Origin of the sequence: Vibrio crassostreae (genome assembly GCF_024347415.1) — a bacterium.
Taxonomy (GTDB): domain Bacteria; phylum Pseudomonadota; class Gammaproteobacteria; order Enterobacterales; family Vibrionaceae; genus Vibrio; species Vibrio crassostreae.
In genome coordinates this window covers 101,762-121,821 of sequence record NZ_AP025479.1, presented here as the reverse complement: position 1 = coordinate 121,821, position 20,060 = coordinate 101,762, and the positions used below count along the sequence as shown (strand labels likewise).

Sequence of the window (20,060 nt, the reverse complement as noted above, 5' to 3'; positions counted from 1 at the left end):
GGTTATGTAGCTGAATAGGAATTCATGAACGGTTCTGGTCATATATTGTACAAAGGTGAATTTAACGTCAGTTATAACTATGCAGAGCATCGTGACAATTCACACGATTAAGATACAATGACTTGATGCTCTAGCGTTATGGGTTTGTTGTTTTTTCGCTAAATGATACTGGCTGAACATTCATTCGGCAATATCCAATTTATTTTGTGAGTACAGAAAACCACGGGTTTATCCGTGGATGAATGCCCTAGGTATGTCCGGGGGAATCTTATGAGCTAGTATGTACATTAAAGCTCTATATAACACCATGATATTTATTAAAAATGAAGTTATTAATTGTTGAAGATGAGCCTAAAACAGGCAGTTACTTAAAAAAGGGATTTACAGAATCAGGCTACGTTGTTGATCTTGCTTATGACGGCGTCGATGGACTCTATCAGGCGACCACCAATCATTATGATCTCATCATATTAGATATCATGCTTCCAAAGTTAAATGGTTGGCAAGTGCTACAAACAATGCGAAGTAGCCAATTAGATACGCCAATCATTATGCTTTCTGCGAAAGATCAGGTTGAAGACAGGGTTAAGGGACTGGAGTTGGGAGCGAATGATTATGTCGTTAAACCTTTTGCTTTTGTTGAATTGCTTGCTCGGGTCAAAAATGCGTTAAGACACCAAAACGGGCAGGTGAAGAATGATGCGACCTTAGTTGTCGCTGATTTATCTCTGGATCTTTTGAAACGAACAGGTCACAGAGGCGGTGACGCGATCGTCCTGACCGCCAAAGAGTTCTCTTTGTTAGAACTCTTTCTACAAAGACGTGGCGAAGTTCTATCGCGTTCACTTATCTCCTCTTTGATATGGGACATGAATTTTGATAGTGACACTAATGTTATTGATGTGGCGGTCAAAAGATTGCGAGCTAAAATTGATAAACCCTATGAGGTTAAATTAATTCATACGGTGCGTGGGATGGGCTATAAACTCGATGATTCTCTAGAATGAAGCTGAAACTTAAAAATTCAATGGCAACTAAGCTTATTGTCATGTACATGGCGTCTTCATTTATCGTCCTTGCTTCATTTGCCTTAATTGTTCAGTATTCAATTAAACAACATTTTTATCAGCAAGATTACAAACGCCTCGATAATTATTACCAGACGATTTTTTCTTCGTTTGATAGTTTAAATGATAACGCTATTACAGCGTTAAAGGCTGAATCAGCTTACCTTTGGGTATTAGATCGGGATGGCATGCCTGTGTTAACAAACACGACGTTCTCTCTGCCCGAGAGTGCAAAAAAGCTAAACTCGATGGAATGGACGGTCGATGGACAAACATATCGCGCTTTCCGGTTTCAGTTAAAACATCCACAATACGACGCTATTGTGCTTGGGCTCAATATCGACCTCCATCTCTTATTTATTAGTCAATTTAATATTGTTCTTTTGTGGACATTTGTCATTGCGAGCGTGATATCAGGGGGCTATGCAGTATTTATTGTTCACAAAGGCCTAAAGCCTCTGCGCGTTTTACAGCAGTATATGAATAAAGTTAGCCCTAATCGGTTGGATATCAGAATCCCGGTTGATAAACTGCCTATAGATTTGATACAACTTGTTGAAACACAAAATGAAATGTTCGGTCGCTTACAGCATGGATTTAGTCGGTTGAGTGAGTTTTCTTCCGATATTGCACACGAAATCCGAACTCCCTTGACTAACATTATGACCCAGACTCATGTCTCTTTATCTTCCAAAAGAACAGCGGAGGAATATGAGGAAATACTCCTTTCCAATGTGGAGGAGTTGGAAAGGCTGAACAAGACTATTCAAGATACACTTTACCTGGCTAAGTCAGAAAATCATTTACTTCACACTAATAAAGATATGCTTCAATTAGCAGAAGTTATTAGGCCACTGCTTGAATTCTATGAATTTATGGCTGACGAAAAGGAAGTTTGTTTAGAGTTACGTGGAGATGGTGAGCAGTTTTGTGATAAACAGATGCTGCAACGTGCCGTTGGTAATATTGTTTCTAATGCGCTGAGGCATTGTGATGTTGGTTCTGTGGTATCCATACAGATTGCAGAAGAAGGTGAAGAATACAATTCTATCAAGATAAAAAATATTGGGGAGACAATCCCAGAAAGTGCTTTAGCCTACCTGTTTGACCGCTTCTATCGAGCCGACAAGTCTAGGAAACATAGCAGAAGTATTGGCGCGGGGCTTGGGTTAGCCATTACCCGCTCTATTGTTCAGATGCATGGTGGTGAAATCACGGTGTCTTCCAGTGAAAGAGTCACTGAGTTTACTCTGACAATGAAAAAGGGTGAGGCATAAACGGGCTTGGTCAGGTTTTTTCGTTTCTTATTCATTTTATGCTGAATATAAACTCAGTTTTTTGCTCTCAAAGGCTTTGAGATAAACCAATGATTATTTTACAAAGCCACGTTTATGACAAAAAAGTCATTGTTCAGAAAGAAGAATGTCAGCAGGAGTGTTCAATAATAGCAATGTTGAAAATCATGACTCTGAGGATAAAAATATGAATACAATCAAAATAGCTCTTATTGCTTCTATAATCTCACTGGCATCTGTACCTGTATTCGCACAACCGTCGTATAATGGTGGTAATTATATCAGCCGCGTAGATTCAAAAACTGTCCCTGTGGCTCCAGCGACTACGTCAGATGAAGCCTATCAACTAGGATTATCTGAGCTGCAGCGCCTAAAAACTATGTCAGCGCAAGAACTCAATAATGGACTCCGCATTTTAATGTTTAACACGTATTCAAAAAGCACACATTTAGAGGATGCCGGCTTTGTAACAGTACAAGAGCAAATGAATGAAAATGGTGAATTGGAATACGTGGGTAAGGTTAATATTAAAGTACACTACACGGAGCGTGATAGTAATCGATAAATCTTTGTGAAAAAGTGAATGTGTAATATAAACTTATTTATGCTTAACCCTGCCCATTATCGAGTTTTGTTTGTATTACTGCAAATAAATAAGTAGGGTCACTTTTTAGTTTGCAGTAATTTAAATCGATGATATTGGAACATATATAAGGCCGTATCGATTTACTTAATACTATCATTCAAGAATAGATGTAGAGTATGCGCTTAAACTTCATTCCGACAACTTGGGTCACTCTCTGGACATTAGCAGCTTTGCTTGTGTCTGGATTTTCATCAGGCTCAACCGTAATGGACAGCTTAAATTCGCACGATTTACAAACGATCTCCTTAAAGAGTTATTATCAGACACAGAATATGTTATTTCATCATCAAAATATTGATGAAAAAGACACTGTAAGCACTAAAGGGTTCTGTAAAGTTGCCCCTAATACAGTCCAACGTTGCTGTGACACCACCTGTGTAGCCTTTGTAGCGACTCTAGCCACACCTCATATCTTAATCACTGCTAGTACCTCACTCGCCTTGATAACATCTCCAATCTCTGGTGATGTTATCCTTAGGACAGAAAACCTCTATCGACCTCCGCTCGCTTAATTCCATCTCACATATTTAGGTTCCGTAATTTCAGACGGAAAAACTCCCGTGCGTGTCACGCGCTCTGTAATGGATAAAAAAAGTGAAACTTAAACATTGCCTTTTGGCGCTGTCTATCAGCGCAGCGGCATGGACGACTACGTTTTTATACGCTGGTGAGCAAAAACCAGGTAACGCAGAGTCTCTGGCCGCCAATCAGCTGTCTCAAATTATCGCGACAGCACTGACGAATGACGATTCTCGCCGTCAATTCTATGCACAAGCACAGGCTATGCGAGCCATAGGGAAAGCCAGGTCTACTCTGCAAGATCCAAAACTTAAATTTGGGGTATCAGGTCTGCCGTTAGACAGCTTCGCATTCGATGAAGATGCAATGACCAATATATCTGCTGGTATCTCACAGCAATTTGGTCGTGGAGACACCCTTGAACTAAATAGTGTAAAAGCCAACCAGCAAGCTAGTGGTATAGAATTAAAAGTTCTCGCTAGAGGGCTGGAAATTATCAGCTCGATCACAAAAATCTGGCTAGAATTAGGTTATCAACAGGTAGCGCATAACATTCTATTAGAAAACAAACAACTGCTGGAAGAACTGGAAACTTTTATTCAAACCAACTATGCCATCGGTAAAAGTGAAGCTCAGGATCTGATTAACGCCCAGCTCCAGGTGACTAAGCTTGAGGAGAAACTTCAAGCCAATGCACAGACACAGCAAAGACTGACTGCTCAATTATCCGAGTGGCTTGGATCTGATTGGTTACTCAGTGCAAATCAGTTACAAGCTTCAAATACTCTGGACTGGTCCGTTTTGCAGGCGTTGGAAAAGACCACGAATAACGGTAACTATTACTCGCGACTTAACCAGTACCCAACAGTGCGTATGGTCGATACTTCCATTGAAGCCAGTCGAACTCAGGTCGATATTGCAAAAGAGTCCTACGCACCACAATTTGGTGTAGAAATGGCGTATGGCTATCGTCAGACCAACAACATAAAAGGTGAACAGGCATCGGATGTGGTCAGTGTCTTCATCACCATGGATATACCGTTATTCACAGGAAACCGTCAGGACCGAAACTTAGCCGCGGCTCAATATCAGGTAGGCGCTGCTCAATCTCAAAAAGATACCTTACTCAAACAGCTTAATGCGAAGGTCAACTCGTTATTTGTTGATAAAAATAACCTGGCACAACGCATTGAACGTTTTGAATCAACACTGATTCTCCAGGCTATTTCTCAAGTAAAAGCTACTGAACGCGGTTACCAGAACAACATAGCACAATTCAATGATGTGATCCTCGCCACTCGAGACGAGCTCGCTCTAAAACTCGAATATCAACGCCTTATTACCGATTTAAATCTGACGAATAACAATCTGTCAGCGCTACTCAATAGCTACCAATATCAGGTAGATACGCCACAACTCGCTACATCGTCAGTGCAGTAATAACGAGGTCAACTAATGAAAACTATTCACGTAACAACTATTGCGCTCATTATTGGCGCGACACTGGGTTTTGGCGTGCAAACGGTATTTACGCATTCGGCTTTGGGTAATGAGGCAACCAGCAATACCGCAAGTAATGCTAAAGCCAAAAATGAGCCTCTTTACTGGGGTGCACCCATGGACCCAAGTTACAAACGCGATAAGCCGGGCAAATCCCCAATGGGTATGGACTTAATTCCTGTTTATGCCGACGATGGCGCCGGAGAAAGTAAACCTGGAACGGTTACCATTGATCCTTCCGTTGAAAACAATTTGGGTGTTAAAGTGGTCCAGGCACAGCTTACACCGCTGTCTCCAAGCATTGACACTGTAGGTTATATTGCGTTCGATGAAAGCCGTTTATGGCAAATTAACGTGCGTGTTGCCGGATGGATAGAAAAGCTTAACGTCAACGCTATCGGTGATAAAGTGAATCAGGGTGATATCTTGTTTACCCTTTACTCACCTGAACTGGTTAAGGCGCAGGAAGAACTTCTCAATGCATATCGTACAGGTCGTGATGGTTTAATCAAAGGCGCAACCGAGCGCCTCATCACATTGGGCGTAGACCGCCCCCAAATCCAGTCCATCGTAAAACGTGGCAGAGCGTCTCAAGCCATAGACATCAAAGCAAAAGCAGGCGGTGTCGTTGCCAGCTTAAATGTTCGTGAAGGCGGGTATTTGTCACCGGCTCAAACCGTGATAAGTGCAGGCCCACTTGATAACGTGTGGGTTGATGCCGAAGTCTTTGAACGTCAATCGCAATGGGTTAAAACGGGCAGCAAAGCGAAAATGACGCTGGATGCACTTCCAGGTCAGGAATGGGATAGTGAAATTGACTACGTCTATCCTATCTTAGATCCGCAAACCCGAACTCTCAGACTACGCCTTAAATTCCCTAATCCACAAGGCGATCTGAAACCTAACATGTTTGCCAACATCACCTTACAGCCTATCACCGATGAATCCGTACTGACCATTCCAAAATCGGCGGTCATTCGTTCAGGTGGCATGACGCGTGTTGTGCTGTCCGAAGGGGAAGGTAAGTTCCGCTCTGCGCGTATCCGTATTGGACGTGAAGCAGGAGATAAGGTCGAAGTTCTTGAAGGACTGACCGATAAAAGTAACGTCGTATCTTCTGCTCAATTCTTGCTGGATTCAGAGTCCAGTCAATCCGCAGATTTGTCGCGTATTGAGGGTCTTAGCACCAGCGAAAGTATATGGATAGAAGGCAACATCACCATGCTGATGGCAGATTTTGGCTTGCTTACCCTTCAACATTTACCGGTAACCGAATGGGACTGGGATGCGGGAAAGATGAATTTCAAAGTTGATTCAGGTATTGAGTTATCTGATCTTAAGGAAGGTTACCGTGTTAGGTTTCTAGTTGAAAAAGATAAGGGTAGTTTTTCATTAAAAGAGATTGAGCCTCTAGGAGACGAACAATGATCAATACCATTATTCGCTGGTCCCTGAGCAATCGCCTTATCGTGCTACTGGCAACGGTTGCTCTGGTTGCTGCGGGCCTGTTTAGTGTTAAAAATACTCCCGTCGACGCTATTCCGGATCTTTCCGATGTGCAGGTCATCATAAAAACCAGCTATCCGGGACAGGCACCACAGGTTGTAGAAGATCAAGTCACCTACCCACTCACGACAGCAATGCTGGCTGTACCTGGGGCGGAAACCGTTCGTGGCTACTCCTTCTTCGGTGACTCCTACGTTTATATCATTTTTAATGATAAAACTGATATGTACTGGGCTCGCTCCCGGGTGTTGGAATATTTAAGTCAAGTTGCGCCTAAACTGCCTGAGAATGCCAAACCCACACTTGGGCCAGATGCGACTGGTGTCGGTTGGGTGTTCAGTTACGTATTGCAGGATAAAACCGGGCAGCATGACTTAGCTCAGCTGCGCAGTTTGCAGGACTGGTTCTTAAAATATGAACTGCAAACCGTCGATGGTGTATCGGAAGTGGCTACCGTTGGCGGCATGGTTAAACAGTATCAAATCCAGATTGATCCGGCAAAACTGCGAGCCTATGACCTAACGCTTCAACAAGTGAATATGGCCATTAAAAGCGGTAACCAGGAGGCCGGGGCATCCGTTATTGAAGTTGCTGAAGCAGAGCATATGGTCCGTACCACTGGTTATCTGACAAGTATAGAGGACATCCAGGCGTTACCACTCAAAGTAACGAAAGAAGGGACTCCTTTGATGCTGGGTGATCTCGCTGATATCTCAGTCGGCCCGCAAATGCGCCGTGGTATTTCCGAACTCAACGGAGAAGGTGAAGCCGTGGGTGGCGTTATTGTGATGCGCTTTGGCGAGAATGCGAGCAAGGTAATCAGTAATGTCAAAGCCAAACTGGAGGAGTTGAAACATGGCCTGCCAGAAGGTGTTGAGATTGTTCCGACTTATGACCGTTCAACGCTTATTAATGCAGCCGTAGATAACCTATGGAAAAAACTGGCGGAAGAGTTCATTGTAGTGGCGATTGTCTGCGCACTGTTCCTGTTCCATATTCGTTCATCTTTAGTTATCGCGCTGAGCCTGCCTGTCGGGATCCTGTCCGCATTTATCGTTATGCACTTGCAAGGTATCAACGCCAATATCATGTCACTGGGTGGTATTGCCATTGCGATAGGCGCTATGGTGGATGGTGCCATCGTAATGATAGAAAATGTGCATAAGCACATCGAACGAACGCCTCTTACCGATGAAAACCGTTGGCAAGTGATCGGAGATGCAGCTCAGGAAGTGGGTCCTCCGTTATTTTTCTCACTACTTATCATTACGCTAAGCTTTGTCCCTGTGTTTGCCCTAGAAGGGCAGGAAGGAAAGATGTTTTCACCTTTGGCATTCACGAAATCCTATGCAATGGCTGCATCGGCGGGCTTGTCGGTGACATTAGTCCCTGTGTTAATGGGTTATTTTATCCGCGGTAAAATTCTCCCTGAGCATAAGAACCCAGTAAACAGAATACTGGTTGGGCTGTATCGTCCGTTGCTAAATATTAGCCTTAATTATCCAAAATCTATGATAGTAATTGCGATTGCACTAATGGCTTCCGCTTACTATCCAACCAGCAAACTTGGCAGTGAATTTATTCCACCTCTGGATGAGGGCGATTTGATGTATATGCCAACTACTTTCCCTGGTATTTCCATTGGTAAAGCCCGTGAATTATTGCAACAAATGGATAAGCTAATAAAAACCGTTCCGGAAGTAAAATCGGTGTGGGGTAAAGTTGGACGCGCTGATACAGCAACTGATCCGGCGCCACTGACGATGATCGAAACAGTTATTCAATTGAAACCTCACGAAGAATGGCGAAAAGGAGTAACAACAGAATCTCTGCGTAAGGAATTCAATAGTCTGATCCAGTTCCCCGGTGTCACCAATGCTTGGGTAATGCCTATCAAAACCCGTATAGACATGCTATCTACTGGGATCAAAACGCCTATTGGTATTAAAATTGTCGGTCCGGAGCTAAAAACGATTGAACGTATTGGCTCGGAGCTTGAACCTATCTTAAATGGTGTTAGCGGTACCGCTTCTGTCTACGCAGAACGTGTTGCCGGTGGGCGCTATGTGACTGTGGATATCAAGCGTCGCGCCGCCGCACGCTATGGGTTGAGTATTAAAGATGTTCAGCAAGTGGTATCAACGGCTGTTGGCGGAATGAATGTGGGTGAAACCATTGAAGGGCTTGAGCGTTATCCTATCAATGTTCGCTATCCACAAGACTACCGCGACTCTGTCGATAAACTGCAAAACTTAACATTAGTTACGCCAAACGGTGCTCGAATAGCATTGGCAGATGTCGCAGATGTTCGCTATGAAGATGGTCCTCCTGTGATTAAAACCGAAAATGCTCGTCCTAATGGCTGGGTGTTTGTCGACATTGAAGACCGTGACCTCGGCTCTTACGTTAGTGAGGCTCAAAAGCGTGTGGCAGACGAGCTGAAACTCCCAGCAGGTTATTCACTTGCCTGGTCTGGTCAGTATGAATATATGGAGCGTGCTAAACAACGTCTCAGCATTGTTATTCCAATTACCCTCACAATTATTACGCTACTGCTGTTTTTCAGCTTTGGTCGTGTGGGAGAAGTACTGATCATAATGACGACATTACCACTCGCGATGGTTGGCGGGCTGTGGCTGATGTACGTTCTCAACTACAACATGTCTATCGCAGTAGGGGTCGGTTTTATTGCTCTGTCAGGTGTGGCCGTAGAGATTGGAGTGATCATGCTGGTTTATCTCAATCAGGCCTGGCATTTCACCAAGCTGAAAGCTCAGGATAAAAAAGTTCCCATACTGCCTGATGACCTCAACAACGCCATTCGTGAAGGCGCAGGATTGCGTGTCCGTCCAGTAATGATGACTGTCGTCACCGTTATTATTGGCTTGATCCCCATTATGTATGGAGAAGGCGCCGGCTCCCAAATTATGCAGCGAATTGCCGCTCCTATGATTGGTGGTATGGCCTCGGCCCTGCTACTGACTCTGCTCGTTATCCCAGCAATGTTTAAGCTGTGGAAACAGCGCGAAACAAAGTAAATATCAGCTCCAATATTAAGGAATATATACATGAAAAAACTCGCACTAGCTATTGCCCTGACGATAAGTTCTTCTATTGCACTAGCGGATATGACAATGACTAACCAAGGATCAATGGATCATGGTAATACGATAAATTCAGAAGGGATGTCTGATGTCGGCATGCCTGCGCCTAGTTTAAAACCGACTAAAATCGCTTACGTCATGCTCTCAGACGATATGAAAATCACCTTTAAAGAAGAAATAAAGATTGAACCAAACGATGTTGTTCAGTTTGTGGTTATGAATACCGGAAAAATCAACCACGAATTTTCGATTGGTTCTGAAAAAGAGCAATTAGAACACAGAGAAATGATGAGAAAGATGAGCAGCCAGCAAATGCATCATTCAGGCAGTTCAGGCAATTCTATCACCGTCGAGCCAGGTAAAGCGGAACAACTAATCTGGAGTTTCCACGGTGATAAAAATGTAGAGCTTGCATGCAACATTCCGGGACACGCTGAAGCGGGGATGACTAAAGACATAAAACTTTAACCCCGATGAGCCCCAAGAGCTATCTTTTGGGGTTCTAGACCCTGTAAATAATTCTGTGTAACTGCTCTTGGTTACAAGTATTCAGTTAGTTGCTCTTCGAACATAATCATAAAACGGTTTAGAGCTTGCTTCCAGTGATGGATTGGCATTGTCCACCTCTTGGAAGCATTCATTATCGCTAGGTACACCACCTTTCTAGCCGATTCATCTGTCGGGAATAGTTTACGTTTCTTGGTCGCTTTTCTGATCACGCTGTTCAGAGATTCAATCGCATTCGTTGTATAGATAGCTCTACGGATATCTTGAGGGTAGCTGAACAGAGTATTGAGATTATCCCAATGAGCCGTCCATGAGCGACTGATTTGAGGGTACTTTTCATCCCATTTATCACCAAAGTGCTCTAGCGCCAACAGAGCTTCATCTTCAGTCGTAGCTTGATAGATTTCCTTTAAGTCTGCGGTAATGGTTTTGTAGTCTTTCCACGGAACGTATTTCATTGAGTTTCGTACCATGTGTACGATACAGAGCTGGATTTGAGTTTTTAAACGGTATTGATGGCATCAGGAAAGCCCTTGAGGCCATCAACACACGCGATGAGGAGATCATTCACACCTCGATTTTGAAGCTCGGTGAGTACGCTAAGCCAGAACCTCGCCCCTTCAGTCTCGGACGTCCACATCCCAAGAAGTTCTTTCTGACCTTCCATATTGACGCCGAGAGCAAGGTAAATGGCTTTGTTAATGACTTGCTTATTTTGGCGCACCTTCACAACAATGCAGTCCAGATAAACGATGGGATAAACCGAATCAAGAGGGTGAGATTATCACTCCACAACTTGTTCTAAAACAGCATCAGTGACTTTAGATATTCGACTGGCGGATATATCAGCATCGTACATTTCTTTGAAGGTTGCGACGATTTCTCGGGTAGTCATTCCTTTGGCATACAAGCTTAAGATCTTGTCGTCCATCGATTGGAATCGAGTTTGATGCTTACGAACGAGCTTGGGTTCAAAGGACGCGTCACGGTCACGAGGGATTCCTAGCTGGAGCTCACCATCGTCAGTAATTAGGCGTTTAGAATAGTAGCCATTTCGACTGTTACTATCGTTGGTCGGTGAGTGTTTTTCGTAGCCAAGGTGAGCTCAAGTTCAGCATTTAAAGCTGTCTCAACAGTCACCTTGGTTAACATTTTCCTGAAGTCATCAAAGGAGTCTTAATTGAATTAGCAGCTTCGCGAGCGAAGGCTTCTAAAGCTTTCTTATCCATATTGCTTATCCTTAGCCATGACGGGCTCTATTTAGAACACTAAGCTATAATAAAAGTAACTTTTACCCATCAAGCGGCCTTGTTGCGTATATAGTGAGTTTACGCAGAAACCACATGTGGATTCAGAATAAAACTCTAATGACGCTTCAGTTATCTTCCAAGCAATAAGCCTTTCACTGTTTGATAGGCAACTGTTGAAGTAGATGATTCTTTTACGCAACAAAGCCCAAGAGTGAATGAAAAATACGATTACGTCGATGTACTTTTTTATCATCAGTAAACTAGGAACAGTGTCAGTATAAAGAGCCACACCTGAACTTCGCCTGACCAAAAAAATGACAATAATGCCATAAAAGTATTTTACTTTTTCGATGAACCCCAATAGACATCATTACATCTAAAATGAAAAAGTTCAATCATATATAATTAATAGTGCTGCTCATAAATTTCATACATAAAAATCCGAGTGACTGAATACCACTCGGATTATGGTTTTCTATAAAATGATGTTTTATCTGATTACCACCAAACCTCAGCTTGTACACCTAAATTAAATTCACTGTCTTTTCCTGGTCCTAAAGCATCCGTATTATCGAAGTCGGTAAAATGACTGGCATACAAACGGATTTCTGGTCTTGCCCAATAACTTAAACCCGCGGTCCAAGCTTGAGCCACTGTAATTTTACTCCCTGACTCTGCGGAGCCGTCGCCTACATTTCTATTAAAATATCCTACTTCAAACAAGGTCTTCATATTCTCGTCCCATTTGTAAACCGGGCGCACAACGGAAGAAAAATAAGAGATATCTTTTGTCTGACCAACATCAATATCATCGGTTGAAGATGACCAGACTAGCTGATGCCCCATTTCCCATTGATCTGCAATTTGGATAACCCCCCAGTTAATAATTCTGTACGCTGCTGCTCCGCTCTCAGCTTCAGCCCCATACCAGGAACCGTCACCATAGTCAGCTATTGTTTTACCGTAGCCTTCTGTACCGTACTGGAAAACCGTTTTGTTGTTACCAAAACTAAAATTTTGCGTTAGCTCTACATTGAATAAGAAACCATTTCTCACATCCCCTTTATAACTACTACTTTCATTAGCGATTGCATAATCTCCCCCCACCTCTAAAGACGCATTTCTCCAAAGTGGGATATCTGCCAATCGAGCATCCAAGACATTGACGTTCAAGACTCCGCTCTTGCTTCCTTCGTCGATGACTTTATCACGGTCTGTTCTTATCCAGGCAACTGAGAGTTTGCCTGATTCAGTTTGGATGCCTTCAACACCAGCACCTGCTCCAGAAATATTCCAATAGTAAAAGTCCGCCAAATCGACATTATGTCTTTGATAATAACGTTTCCCAGCCCAAAGCGTTGCTTCAGGATCGGACTTGATTATCCCCTTCGCCTGAACATTAATTTGAGGAAGAACAACGGTGAAATCTTTATCATTGCTGGTTTCCCATCCCGTAGAACCATCGGTATAAATAGCAGCCATCGACTCAACGTCGAAAGATACACCATTTTGATTGTATACCTCATTCTTAATGCCCCATTCGCCATAGGTATCATTCTCATTACCTAAGCGACCTAATTGGTTCTTGTGGAACTGAACATCCTGTCCATTGTTTCCACTCATACCAATACCACTACGAATATACCCAAAATAGGAAGTATCAGAATCAGCTAACGCATTAAAAGCACTAAATACGGACACCACTAATATTGTCTTTTTGAGTTTCATTATTAACACCTCTTTATTGACGTTTTATTTACTAATTGGTGTCAGACTAAGTTTTTGAAAGTGACGAGAATCTGTCAGAAAAATGACAAAACCATCATATGAGGTGCCTGCGGATAAAATTGCTCACTAAAATGTGGTTACAGATTATATAATGTAACTTAACGCTCAAATAAAGCATCCGCCCCATGAACTAACGGGGCGAGAGTGCTAGTGCTTGAAGTCCAAGGTAGGAGTCCATCGATACCTGGCTCAGCTTTCGCTAGCTCTTTTATACAATTGACCATGTAGTCATAGAGGATAAGGCCGTTGGCTTCCGCTGTCTCGACGATGCTGTAAAGCATCGCGCTCGTATCAGCACCATTGGGTGTATTGGAGAATAACCAGATGGTATGACCTTATATACTTAGACTTACCTACTGGTGTGTTTTTGGAGGTCATCAATATGGAATCCGTCAACTATTCTGCTTATATCGGGCTTGATGTGCACAAGGATACAATTGCTGTTGCAAGTCCAGAGCTATGGAAAGTAATGAATGAGAAGTCGAGGAACAACGTTTACTTCAAAAGAAAACGGGACTTCAAGGCAGCAATAGACCAATTTTTTGCAGTGACTCTTCCAGAGAACGCAGGCTCTTTGACATCTCGAATTAATGATAATTTTCAGATTCTCAAGCTTGCATCTTCAAGTTGATTCGGTATACCTATGCAGCATAGTATGGAAATTAACTCGGATTTAATGGGTTAACCAGACGTGATGGAGCATGATTGTGAAGCGAAGTATTAATACTATTGACCTTCCCCTAAGGGAAGGGTTTATAATTTCTTTTAGGTTGTGTCATAAACACAATTTTGTAAGGATTTCTGAGAGGTTGTGATGCTAAAATCGTTGTACACAATTTGGTTAACTGGACTCACACTGTTTGCTTTATTGTTCTCTAGTGTATCTGCCAGTGCCTCTTTTAATATACCGCTCAAAAACAGGGGCGACTCTTTAACTGTATCGTTTCTTTCACATTATGAGCATTTAAAGTGTTTGTCATCACAACTAGAATCAATAACGACCGAAACAGATTGTCATGATTCAACCAATGATATGAATCCAGAGCATCCGTGCTACTCTTCGAGCTGTGCAGCTAGCGCTCTGCTCATTTCTCAAGTCATCATTACAAACTATCGAATCCCCCAACGTATCCCTTTCTTCAAGGAAACTTCTGAGTATGTTAACTCGGTAACAGGCACTTTGAATCACCCTCCAATAGTCTGATTTCTTCTAAAGGGCTAATATCCTCGTTAACATTGACTTTGACATGTTTATCTTACATGAAGTTTGTCTGTATAACCTGCTCAATTTCGTTATTAACTAACGATTATTTTTGTAGTGTCTATCAACTCGAAAAGGGGAATCATCAGTGGGTATTCGAAAACCTTTAGTTTGCTTTGCTGCCTTGCTACTTGTATTGAATTCGATCACAGCATTCGCTCATGAGGGGATGCATGACTCAGAGAGGGACTCTGGTTTGAAAGAAGTGAACCAAGACGTACCAGCATTAGCACTGGATTCTGCTGAATTTAAACAAGCCCAAAACCTTTTTCGTACGGTTGGTGGCTATGGATGCACCGCATGCCACGGGCTGTTTGCTCAAGGGGGCGGTAACGTGGGGGGAAATATAAGAGATCATTCACTAAGCCAGATAAATTATGCCCTTCAGAATGAGCCAACAATGAAGCTACTGAATAATGCGCTTAGCGATGGAGATAAATATGCTCTGGCTGGATATCTCAAAGCTTTGGGTAAATTGGAAATCATTGAGTGGACGATTGATGGAGAGGCTTCATACACCAAGGTGGAAATTGATAAAGAATCAGATAATCAACTGGTTATCTTCAACAAAACTTTTGACTCTATCGATTTGTCTTTGATGCCGATTGGTGATGGTTACACACTTTCAATCGAACCCTATGCAACAGAATCGTATACGTGGAAAGCACAACCCGATGAATACAGATTGCAATACAACCAGCATGTTCTTGATATGTCCTTCAGGTTCTGAATAAAAGGAAAATTATAATGAATAAGTATCTTAATATTACCGCTATTTCAGCTCTTATTTTTAGTGCAAGCACTTTCGCTAAGCCTGTCGTGGAGCTTTATAAGTCACCGACATGTGGCTGTTGCAGTCAATGGGCGTCCACAATGGAGAAGGCGGGATATCACGTCAATATTCACAAACAAGAAAATTGGGATTCAGTAAAGGTCCCATTCAATATGCCTAGACAGCTCGCTTCATGTCATACGGCGCTTATCGATGGCTATATGATTGAAGGCCACGTTCCTGAAGCAGATATTGCTCGTTTATTAAAAGAACGACCTCAGGATATATCAGGTTTGTCAGTCCCGGGAATGCCTCGCTATTCGCCGGGTATGGCCCGAGATGAAGAAAAATATCAAGGATTTAATGTTGTAGCTTTTGATAGTGAAGGTAAACCCAGTCTGTTTAAAAAATACTAGTACTCGATAACGGTAATGCTGATGTTTTAGAGCCTCAGTACGGCGCAATATTCAACAAATGATATGGAGAAAATATTATTTGTTGTAATCGGCCTCCAGCTGGAGGTCCCAATAGTAATAAAATGGGTACCATCCTTAAAGGGTTAGGTGTGTTTTTAGTATTGGCTTATTTCTTTGGCTAACGAGCATTTTGCTGCCAAATAGTCATTCCGGCTATTCCTTTCAGTAGCTGTATTATATCAAATAATAATTATTTCTGTTCAATATACAAGGTTTTTAGTACATGTGCCGTTAACGCATCGGGGCAGCGCAATAATATGGATACGTAGGTCTATCAGGTTTCTATAAGCTGGGTTTAAAAATACGAAGAGGTCGGTGATTATGTAAAATCTATAGGGAATGTAACTTGGCGATTAATAATCAATTTATTCTAAGTTACTCATCTTCATGTTCTCTTCTTGTATTGTATAGGGTTAGACCCTAATGAGCACCGAAAAAATTGACGATATTCTCTTGACATATGTGTCGCACACAGGTTTTAAACTCAGAATGGAAATATAGATAAATATGTAAGGAGTTCGTTATGAGTTGTTGTAATAAAGCGCCTAATGGCGGAACCAGTGACCCTAAATTATTGTTGAAAGTGACTTTAGGCATGTTAGCGGTCATTGTGTTGTTAGTTTTTTTATTTGGTTGATTATCTATAGAAATTTTGTGTTATCTCATTATTTCTTTGCCATTCGGAGGGTTAAGTATGCTGACAACTGAAATTGCCCGGACAGTCGGAGTTACAGCGGAAACGGTTCGCTTTTATACCAGAAAAGGACTTATCTCTGCGACAAAAGACCCAAGTAACGGCTATAAGGTTTACCCACCGAGTGCTGTGGATAGATTGCGGTTTATTAGTCATGCACGAAGTATTGGCTTTAGCTTAAGCCAGATTGAAGAGATCATAGAATATTCTCAGCAAGGAAATTCTCCCTGTCCAAAAGTACGGAAAATGCTGAGTGATATAATTTTTGAGACACAACAAAAAATTAAAGAATATCAGATTCACCTGGCTGTTATGGAAGAAACTTATTCCGAGTGGGTACATGAACCAGACATGACTCCTGACGGGAAGGCTATATGCTGCCTGATTGAAGACTGGTCAGATAAACATCCATCGATTACCTCTCAGGAGGAAAAAAATGAAGGTTAAACAATATTCTCTTGCGTTATCAGGTGTCAGTTGCGGCAATTGTGTTACAAAGATCATTTCTGCTTTAAGGGAAAGCGATCCTGATATCTCGCTAGTTATTAATAATAGTAACGATGAAGTAGATCTTATTACCACATTGGAACCAGAAACCGCCATACAAATTATTTCCAGTACTGGGTATGCTGTTACTTTGCCCGTAATTCACCAATACGAAACAACATTGGCTAACGTTTCTTGCCAAAACTGCGTTAAAAAAATCACGTCTGGCATTAGATATGTTGATAACAACGCTGATGTGTCAGTGGACATTTTTGCTCAGCGGTTAGTTGTCAATAGCCATGTCAATGATTCAGAGGTGGAACGTATTTTACTAGAGTTAGGATACAGTGGCCTAAACGAAGAGCGGAATACCGCTGTTTCCGATGTGGTTGAAGCTAATACGACCAGTGTTTATATGGATTTATTTGCTCAAAAACAGACGGTGAATCTGGCTTTAGTGGGAGTGACATGCGCCAGTTGTGTCAATACCATTGAGGTAGCTCTGACAAATCTGGAAGGCGTTGAATCGGTGGATGTCAACTTTGCCAACCGTACAGCGACCGTTCAGTATCATCAATCAACACTTTCACTTATTCAGGCGATTCAGGCGGTTGGTTACGATGCCAGTGAAATCGTTGATGCTGATGAGACGGAAGATATTAAAGCAGAGCAGGAAGCCCAAGAGTATCAGTTTAAAATCAGGCAAAGTATTATCGGTCTGGGATTGGGTGTTCCATTGATGGGGTATGGTCTGCTGGGTGGCCCTATGAACGTAAATACCCTCTCAGAGCAAGCTCTCTGGCTTGGTATAGGTTTGTTGACATTGGTTATTTTGTGGCGAGCTGGCAGACATTTTTTTAAGGGTGCCTGGAAAGCTTTCTTAAATCGTAACGCCAACATGGATACCCTTATTGCACTCGGCACAGGGACGGCTTGGCTCTATTCAATGGTGGTAGTTTTAGGACCTCAATGGTTACCTGAAAGTGCCAGACACCTCTATTTTGAGGCGACCGCAATGATAATCGGTTTGATTAACCTTGGGCAAGCGCTTGAGGTTCGGGCCAGGGGCAGAACGTCTCAGGCTATCAGACGGTTACTTGATCTGAGAGTAAAAAAAGCGGTGGTGATTCGAGACGGACAAGATGTATCCGTTCCTGTCGAACAGGTAATGCGAGGTGACAAGATCCGAGTAAGAGCAGGTGAGAATATTCCTGTGGACGGTGTGGTCACTGATGGGTGTACGACGATAGATGAGTCTATGTTAACCGGTGAACCGATTCCTATAGAGAAGCAACAGGGCAGTCAGGTATCCGCAGGTACCATAAACGGTCAGGGAAGTTTTGTGTTTGAAGCGAAAAAGGTAGGTAGTGACACTGTTCTTGCTCAGATTATCAGCATGGTCTCCAATGCGCAGAACTCGAAACCTCCTATTAGTCACTTAGCCGACAAGGTTTCTGCCGTTTTTGTACCAACAGTTATGATCTTATCCATTATTACTGCTTTGATATGGTACAACGTTGGTCCGCAGCCAACGCTGGCCTATATGATTGTTGCCGCAACCTCAGTACTTATTATAGCTTGTCCTTGCGCTCTCGGACTGGCGACACCAATATCTACCATGATTGGAGTTGGGAAGGCGGCAGAGTTTGGTGGTTTGATCCGCAACGGAGAAGCCTTACAGCGGGCAAGTGAATTGGATGTTGTCGTACTGGATAAAACCGGGACCATCACACAGGGTAAACCTGAGGTCACAAACTTCCGTGTCTTTTCGGGTGAAGAAAATATTTTGTCGCTGGTTGAGTCTTTGGAAAAAGGCTCTAATCACCCATTGGCGCAGGCATTAATCAGTTATGCGCAACACCACGTTCAATCTGAAGAGTTACCACAAGTATCCGAGTTTGAGTCCTTAACCGGTATGGGAGTGCAGGCTCACTACAACGGGAAAAGGTTGCTCCTTGGTAACGATAAGCTGATGAATCGATTTGGACTGAAAACAGAGACTGTGAGTGAATACGCCATTCTGTGGGAGCAAGATGCAAATACTGTGGTGTACTTCGCTGTAGATAACGATATTCAGGCTCTTTTTGGTATCAGCGATCCTATAAGAGAAGATGCCCGAAGTGCGATTGATCGTTTTCACAAACAAGGTATTCATGTAGTCATGCTGACCGGAGATAACGAAAATACGGCTAGGGCGGTTGCGAGCTTGTCAAATGTTGACGAGTTTTACGCAGGGCTAATGCCAGAGGATAAGCTTCGTTGGATTAAAGAGTTTCAGGCACAGGGAAAAGTTGTCGGCATGGTGGGCGATGGGATCAATGATGCTCCGGCACTTGCTCAGTCCGACGTTGGGTTTGCTATCGGAAGTGGCACTGATGTTGCCATTGAGAGTGCGGATATCACTTTGATGCGAAGCTCTCTACATGGTATTTCAGATGTTATAGGGATCAGCAGTGCAACGATGACGAATATCAAACAGAACCTCTGGGGGGCGTTCATTTATAACTCCCTGGGTATACCAGTCGCAGCAGGATTACTATTTCCATTTACGGGTTGGCTTCTAAGCCCAATCATTGCAGGCGCAGCAATGTCGTTGTCATCTGTTACGGTCGTCACTAACGCAAACCGCTTGCGCTTATACAAGCCTGGCCGTTCTATCGGTAATAAATAGGAGGTTGATATGTGGGTGAACGTAATAGGTATTACAGCCATTGTACTGATCATCTGGTGGTTTTGGGGGAAACAACTCGGCAGAAAATGACAATATTGTCATCATTACCGTCCGATTACTGACAGGTCCTGTAGGCTAAGATCAGCACTAGATAGAGTAAGTAATTTGGAGAAAGTTATGAAAGCTAACAATAAAAATCACAGTTGCCATTCGGGACACGGTAAGCACAAAGGCCATGGTTGGGTGATGCTTCTATGTGTTTTGCTGATGGTCGGAATACCGTTCCTAGTTCTCTCCTCAACCATGAGTTCGTTTAGTCCATCTTTGCTTGGTACCGCACTTGTGCCTCTGATTTTATGTCTGGTCATGCACGGGGTGATGATGAAATTTATGATGCCAGGAAGTACAACAGATCAGGATGATTCTCAAGAACAGCAGCATAAGAAAGATGTGCAAAAGGTAGAGCATAAAACTAATGATGGTGGTCGATTTAGCGCTTGATTTATCTCATTCAAAGC

General features: G+C 42.8%; 14 protein-coding genes and 3 pseudogenes. 13 read left to right on the top strand and 4 right to left on the bottom strand.

Going from position 1 to position 20,060, the window contains the following annotated elements; translation table 11 throughout:
* Positions 1 to 323 precede the first annotated feature (323 nt).
* The 7 genes from OC193_RS25900 to copI all read left to right on the top strand — a co-directional run bounded on the left by OC193_RS25900 (position 324) and on the right by copI (position 10,105).
* Positions 324 to 1,007 carry a heavy metal response regulator transcription factor gene (locus OC193_RS25900; protein ID WP_048659236.1) on the top strand — a complete coding sequence of 228 codons (684 nt, stop codon included), beginning with the start codon at positions 324 to 326 and terminating at the stop codon, positions 1,005 to 1,007.
* Positions 1,004 to 2,344 carry a heavy metal sensor histidine kinase gene (locus OC193_RS25895; protein ID WP_048659235.1) on the top strand — a complete coding sequence of 447 codons (1,341 nt, stop codon included), beginning with the start codon at positions 1,004 to 1,006 and terminating at the stop codon, positions 2,342 to 2,344. Before OC193_RS25900 ends, OC193_RS25895 begins: the two co-directional genes overlap by 4 nt.
* 205 nt (positions 2,345 to 2,549) lie before the next feature.
* Positions 2,550 to 2,927 carry a DUF3316 domain-containing protein gene (locus tag OC193_RS25890; protein WP_048659246.1) on the top strand — a complete coding sequence of 126 codons (378 nt, stop codon included), beginning with the start codon at positions 2,550 to 2,552 and terminating at the stop codon, positions 2,925 to 2,927.
* A gap of 675 nt (positions 2,928 to 3,602) precedes the next feature.
* A complete protein-coding gene (locus OC193_RS25885; RefSeq protein ID WP_048659234.1) occupies positions 3,603 to 4,967 on the top strand; it encodes a TolC family protein in 1,365 nt (454 codons plus the stop codon).
* A gap of 15 nt (positions 4,968 to 4,982) precedes the next feature.
* Entirely contained in the window at positions 4,983 to 6,455 is a 1,473-nt protein-coding gene (locus tag OC193_RS25880) for an efflux RND transporter periplasmic adaptor subunit (RefSeq protein WP_048659233.1), read from the top strand.
* Positions 6,452 to 9,571, top strand: a complete 3,120-nt coding sequence (locus tag OC193_RS25875) for an efflux RND transporter permease subunit (protein ID WP_048659232.1) — start codon at positions 6,452 to 6,454, stop codon at positions 9,569 to 9,571. The genes OC193_RS25880 and OC193_RS25875 overlap by 4 nt, the downstream gene beginning before the upstream one ends.
* Positions 9,572 to 9,601: 30 nt before the next feature.
* Positions 9,602 to 10,105 (top strand): copper-resistant cuproprotein CopI, encoded by a 504-nt coding sequence (gene copI, locus OC193_RS25870; RefSeq protein WP_048659231.1) that lies wholly within the window; start codon positions 9,602 to 9,604, stop codon positions 10,103 to 10,105.
* Positions 10,106 to 10,176: 71 nt separating this feature from the next.
* Here the strand turns inward: copI and OC193_RS26130 are convergent, their stop codons facing one another.
* The 4 genes and pseudogenes from OC193_RS26130 to OC193_RS25855 form a co-directional block, all read right to left on the bottom strand.
* Positions 10,177 to 10,602, bottom strand: a complete 426-nt coding sequence (locus OC193_RS26130; RefSeq protein ID WP_048659230.1) for an IS256 family transposase — start codon at positions 10,600 to 10,602, stop codon at positions 10,177 to 10,179.
* A gap of 44 nt (positions 10,603 to 10,646) precedes the next feature.
* Positions 10,647 to 11,186 (bottom strand): annotated as a pseudogene (locus tag OC193_RS26125) (IS256 family transposase); the annotation flags it as partial.
* A 706-nt stretch (positions 11,187 to 11,892) separates the two neighbouring features.
* Positions 11,893 to 13,122, bottom strand: a complete 1,230-nt coding sequence (lamB, locus tag OC193_RS25860; protein WP_048659228.1) for a maltoporin LamB — start codon at positions 13,120 to 13,122, stop codon at positions 11,893 to 11,895.
* 158 nt (positions 13,123 to 13,280) lie between these two features.
* Positions 13,281 to 13,517: pseudogene (locus OC193_RS25855) on the bottom strand (hypothetical protein); the annotation flags it as partial.
* A 122-nt stretch (positions 13,518 to 13,639) separates the two neighbouring features.
* Here OC193_RS25855 and OC193_RS25850 point away from each other — a divergent pair.
* From OC193_RS25850 to OC193_RS25825, 6 genes and pseudogenes are all read left to right on the top strand, one after another.
* Positions 13,640 to 13,813: pseudogene (locus OC193_RS25850) on the top strand (IS630 family transposase); the annotation flags it as partial.
* A gap of 718 nt (positions 13,814 to 14,531) precedes the next feature.
* Positions 14,532 to 15,173, top strand: a complete 642-nt coding sequence (locus tag OC193_RS25845) for a c-type cytochrome (protein ID WP_048659226.1) — start codon at positions 14,532 to 14,534, stop codon at positions 15,171 to 15,173.
* 17 nt (positions 15,174 to 15,190) lie between these two features.
* The gene (locus tag OC193_RS25840) at positions 15,191 to 15,631 is read left to right on the top strand and encodes a DUF411 domain-containing protein (RefSeq protein ID WP_048659225.1); all 441 of its coding nucleotides are present in this window, start codon (positions 15,191 to 15,193) and stop codon (positions 15,629 to 15,631) included.
* A gap of 754 nt (positions 15,632 to 16,385) precedes the next feature.
* Positions 16,386 to 16,832 carry a MerR family transcriptional regulator gene (locus OC193_RS25835; RefSeq protein WP_048659224.1) on the top strand — a complete coding sequence of 149 codons (447 nt, stop codon included), beginning with the start codon at positions 16,386 to 16,388 and terminating at the stop codon, positions 16,830 to 16,832.
* Positions 16,822 to 19,542 (top strand): heavy metal translocating P-type ATPase, encoded by a 2,721-nt coding sequence (locus tag OC193_RS25830; RefSeq protein ID WP_048659223.1) that lies wholly within the window; start codon positions 16,822 to 16,824, stop codon positions 19,540 to 19,542. The genes OC193_RS25835 and OC193_RS25830 overlap by 11 nt, the downstream gene beginning before the upstream one ends.
* 177 nt (positions 19,543 to 19,719) lie before the next feature.
* The gene (locus OC193_RS25825) at positions 19,720 to 20,043 is read left to right on the top strand and encodes a hypothetical protein (RefSeq protein WP_048659222.1); all 324 of its coding nucleotides are present in this window, start codon (positions 19,720 to 19,722) and stop codon (positions 20,041 to 20,043) included.
* The last annotated feature ends 17 nt before the right edge of the window (positions 20,044 to 20,060 follow it).

Coding starts and splice junctions, on each gene's coding strand:
- OC193_RS25890 (WP_048659246.1), top strand. CDS start 2,550: ATGAATACAATCAAAATAGCTCTTATTGCTTCTATAATCTCACTGGCA.
- lamB (WP_048659228.1), bottom strand. CDS start 13,122: ATGAAACTCAAAAAGACAATATTAGTGGTGTCCGTATTTAGTGCTTTT.
- OC193_RS26130 (WP_048659230.1), bottom strand. CDS start 10,602: ATGAAATACGTTCCGTGGAAAGACTACAAAACCATTACCGCAGACTTA.
- copI (WP_048659231.1), top strand. CDS start 9,602: ATGAAAAAACTCGCACTAGCTATTGCCCTGACGATAAGTTCTTCTATT.
- OC193_RS25830 (WP_048659223.1), top strand. CDS start 16,822: ATGAAGGTTAAACAATATTCTCTTGCGTTATCAGGTGTCAGTTGCGGC.
- OC193_RS25895 (WP_048659235.1), top strand. CDS start 1,004: ATGAAGCTGAAACTTAAAAATTCAATGGCAACTAAGCTTATTGTCATG.
- OC193_RS25835 (WP_048659224.1), top strand. CDS start 16,386: ATGCTGACAACTGAAATTGCCCGGACAGTCGGAGTTACAGCGGAAACG.
- OC193_RS25875 (WP_048659232.1), top strand. CDS start 6,452: ATGATCAATACCATTATTCGCTGGTCCCTGAGCAATCGCCTTATCGTG.
- OC193_RS25840 (WP_048659225.1), top strand. CDS start 15,191: ATGAATAAGTATCTTAATATTACCGCTATTTCAGCTCTTATTTTTAGT.
- OC193_RS25825 (WP_048659222.1), top strand. CDS start 19,720: ATGAAAGCTAACAATAAAAATCACAGTTGCCATTCGGGACACGGTAAG.
- OC193_RS25880 (WP_048659233.1), top strand. CDS start 4,983: ATGAAAACTATTCACGTAACAACTATTGCGCTCATTATTGGCGCGACA.
- OC193_RS25900 (WP_048659236.1), top strand. CDS start 324: ATGAAGTTATTAATTGTTGAAGATGAGCCTAAAACAGGCAGTTACTTA.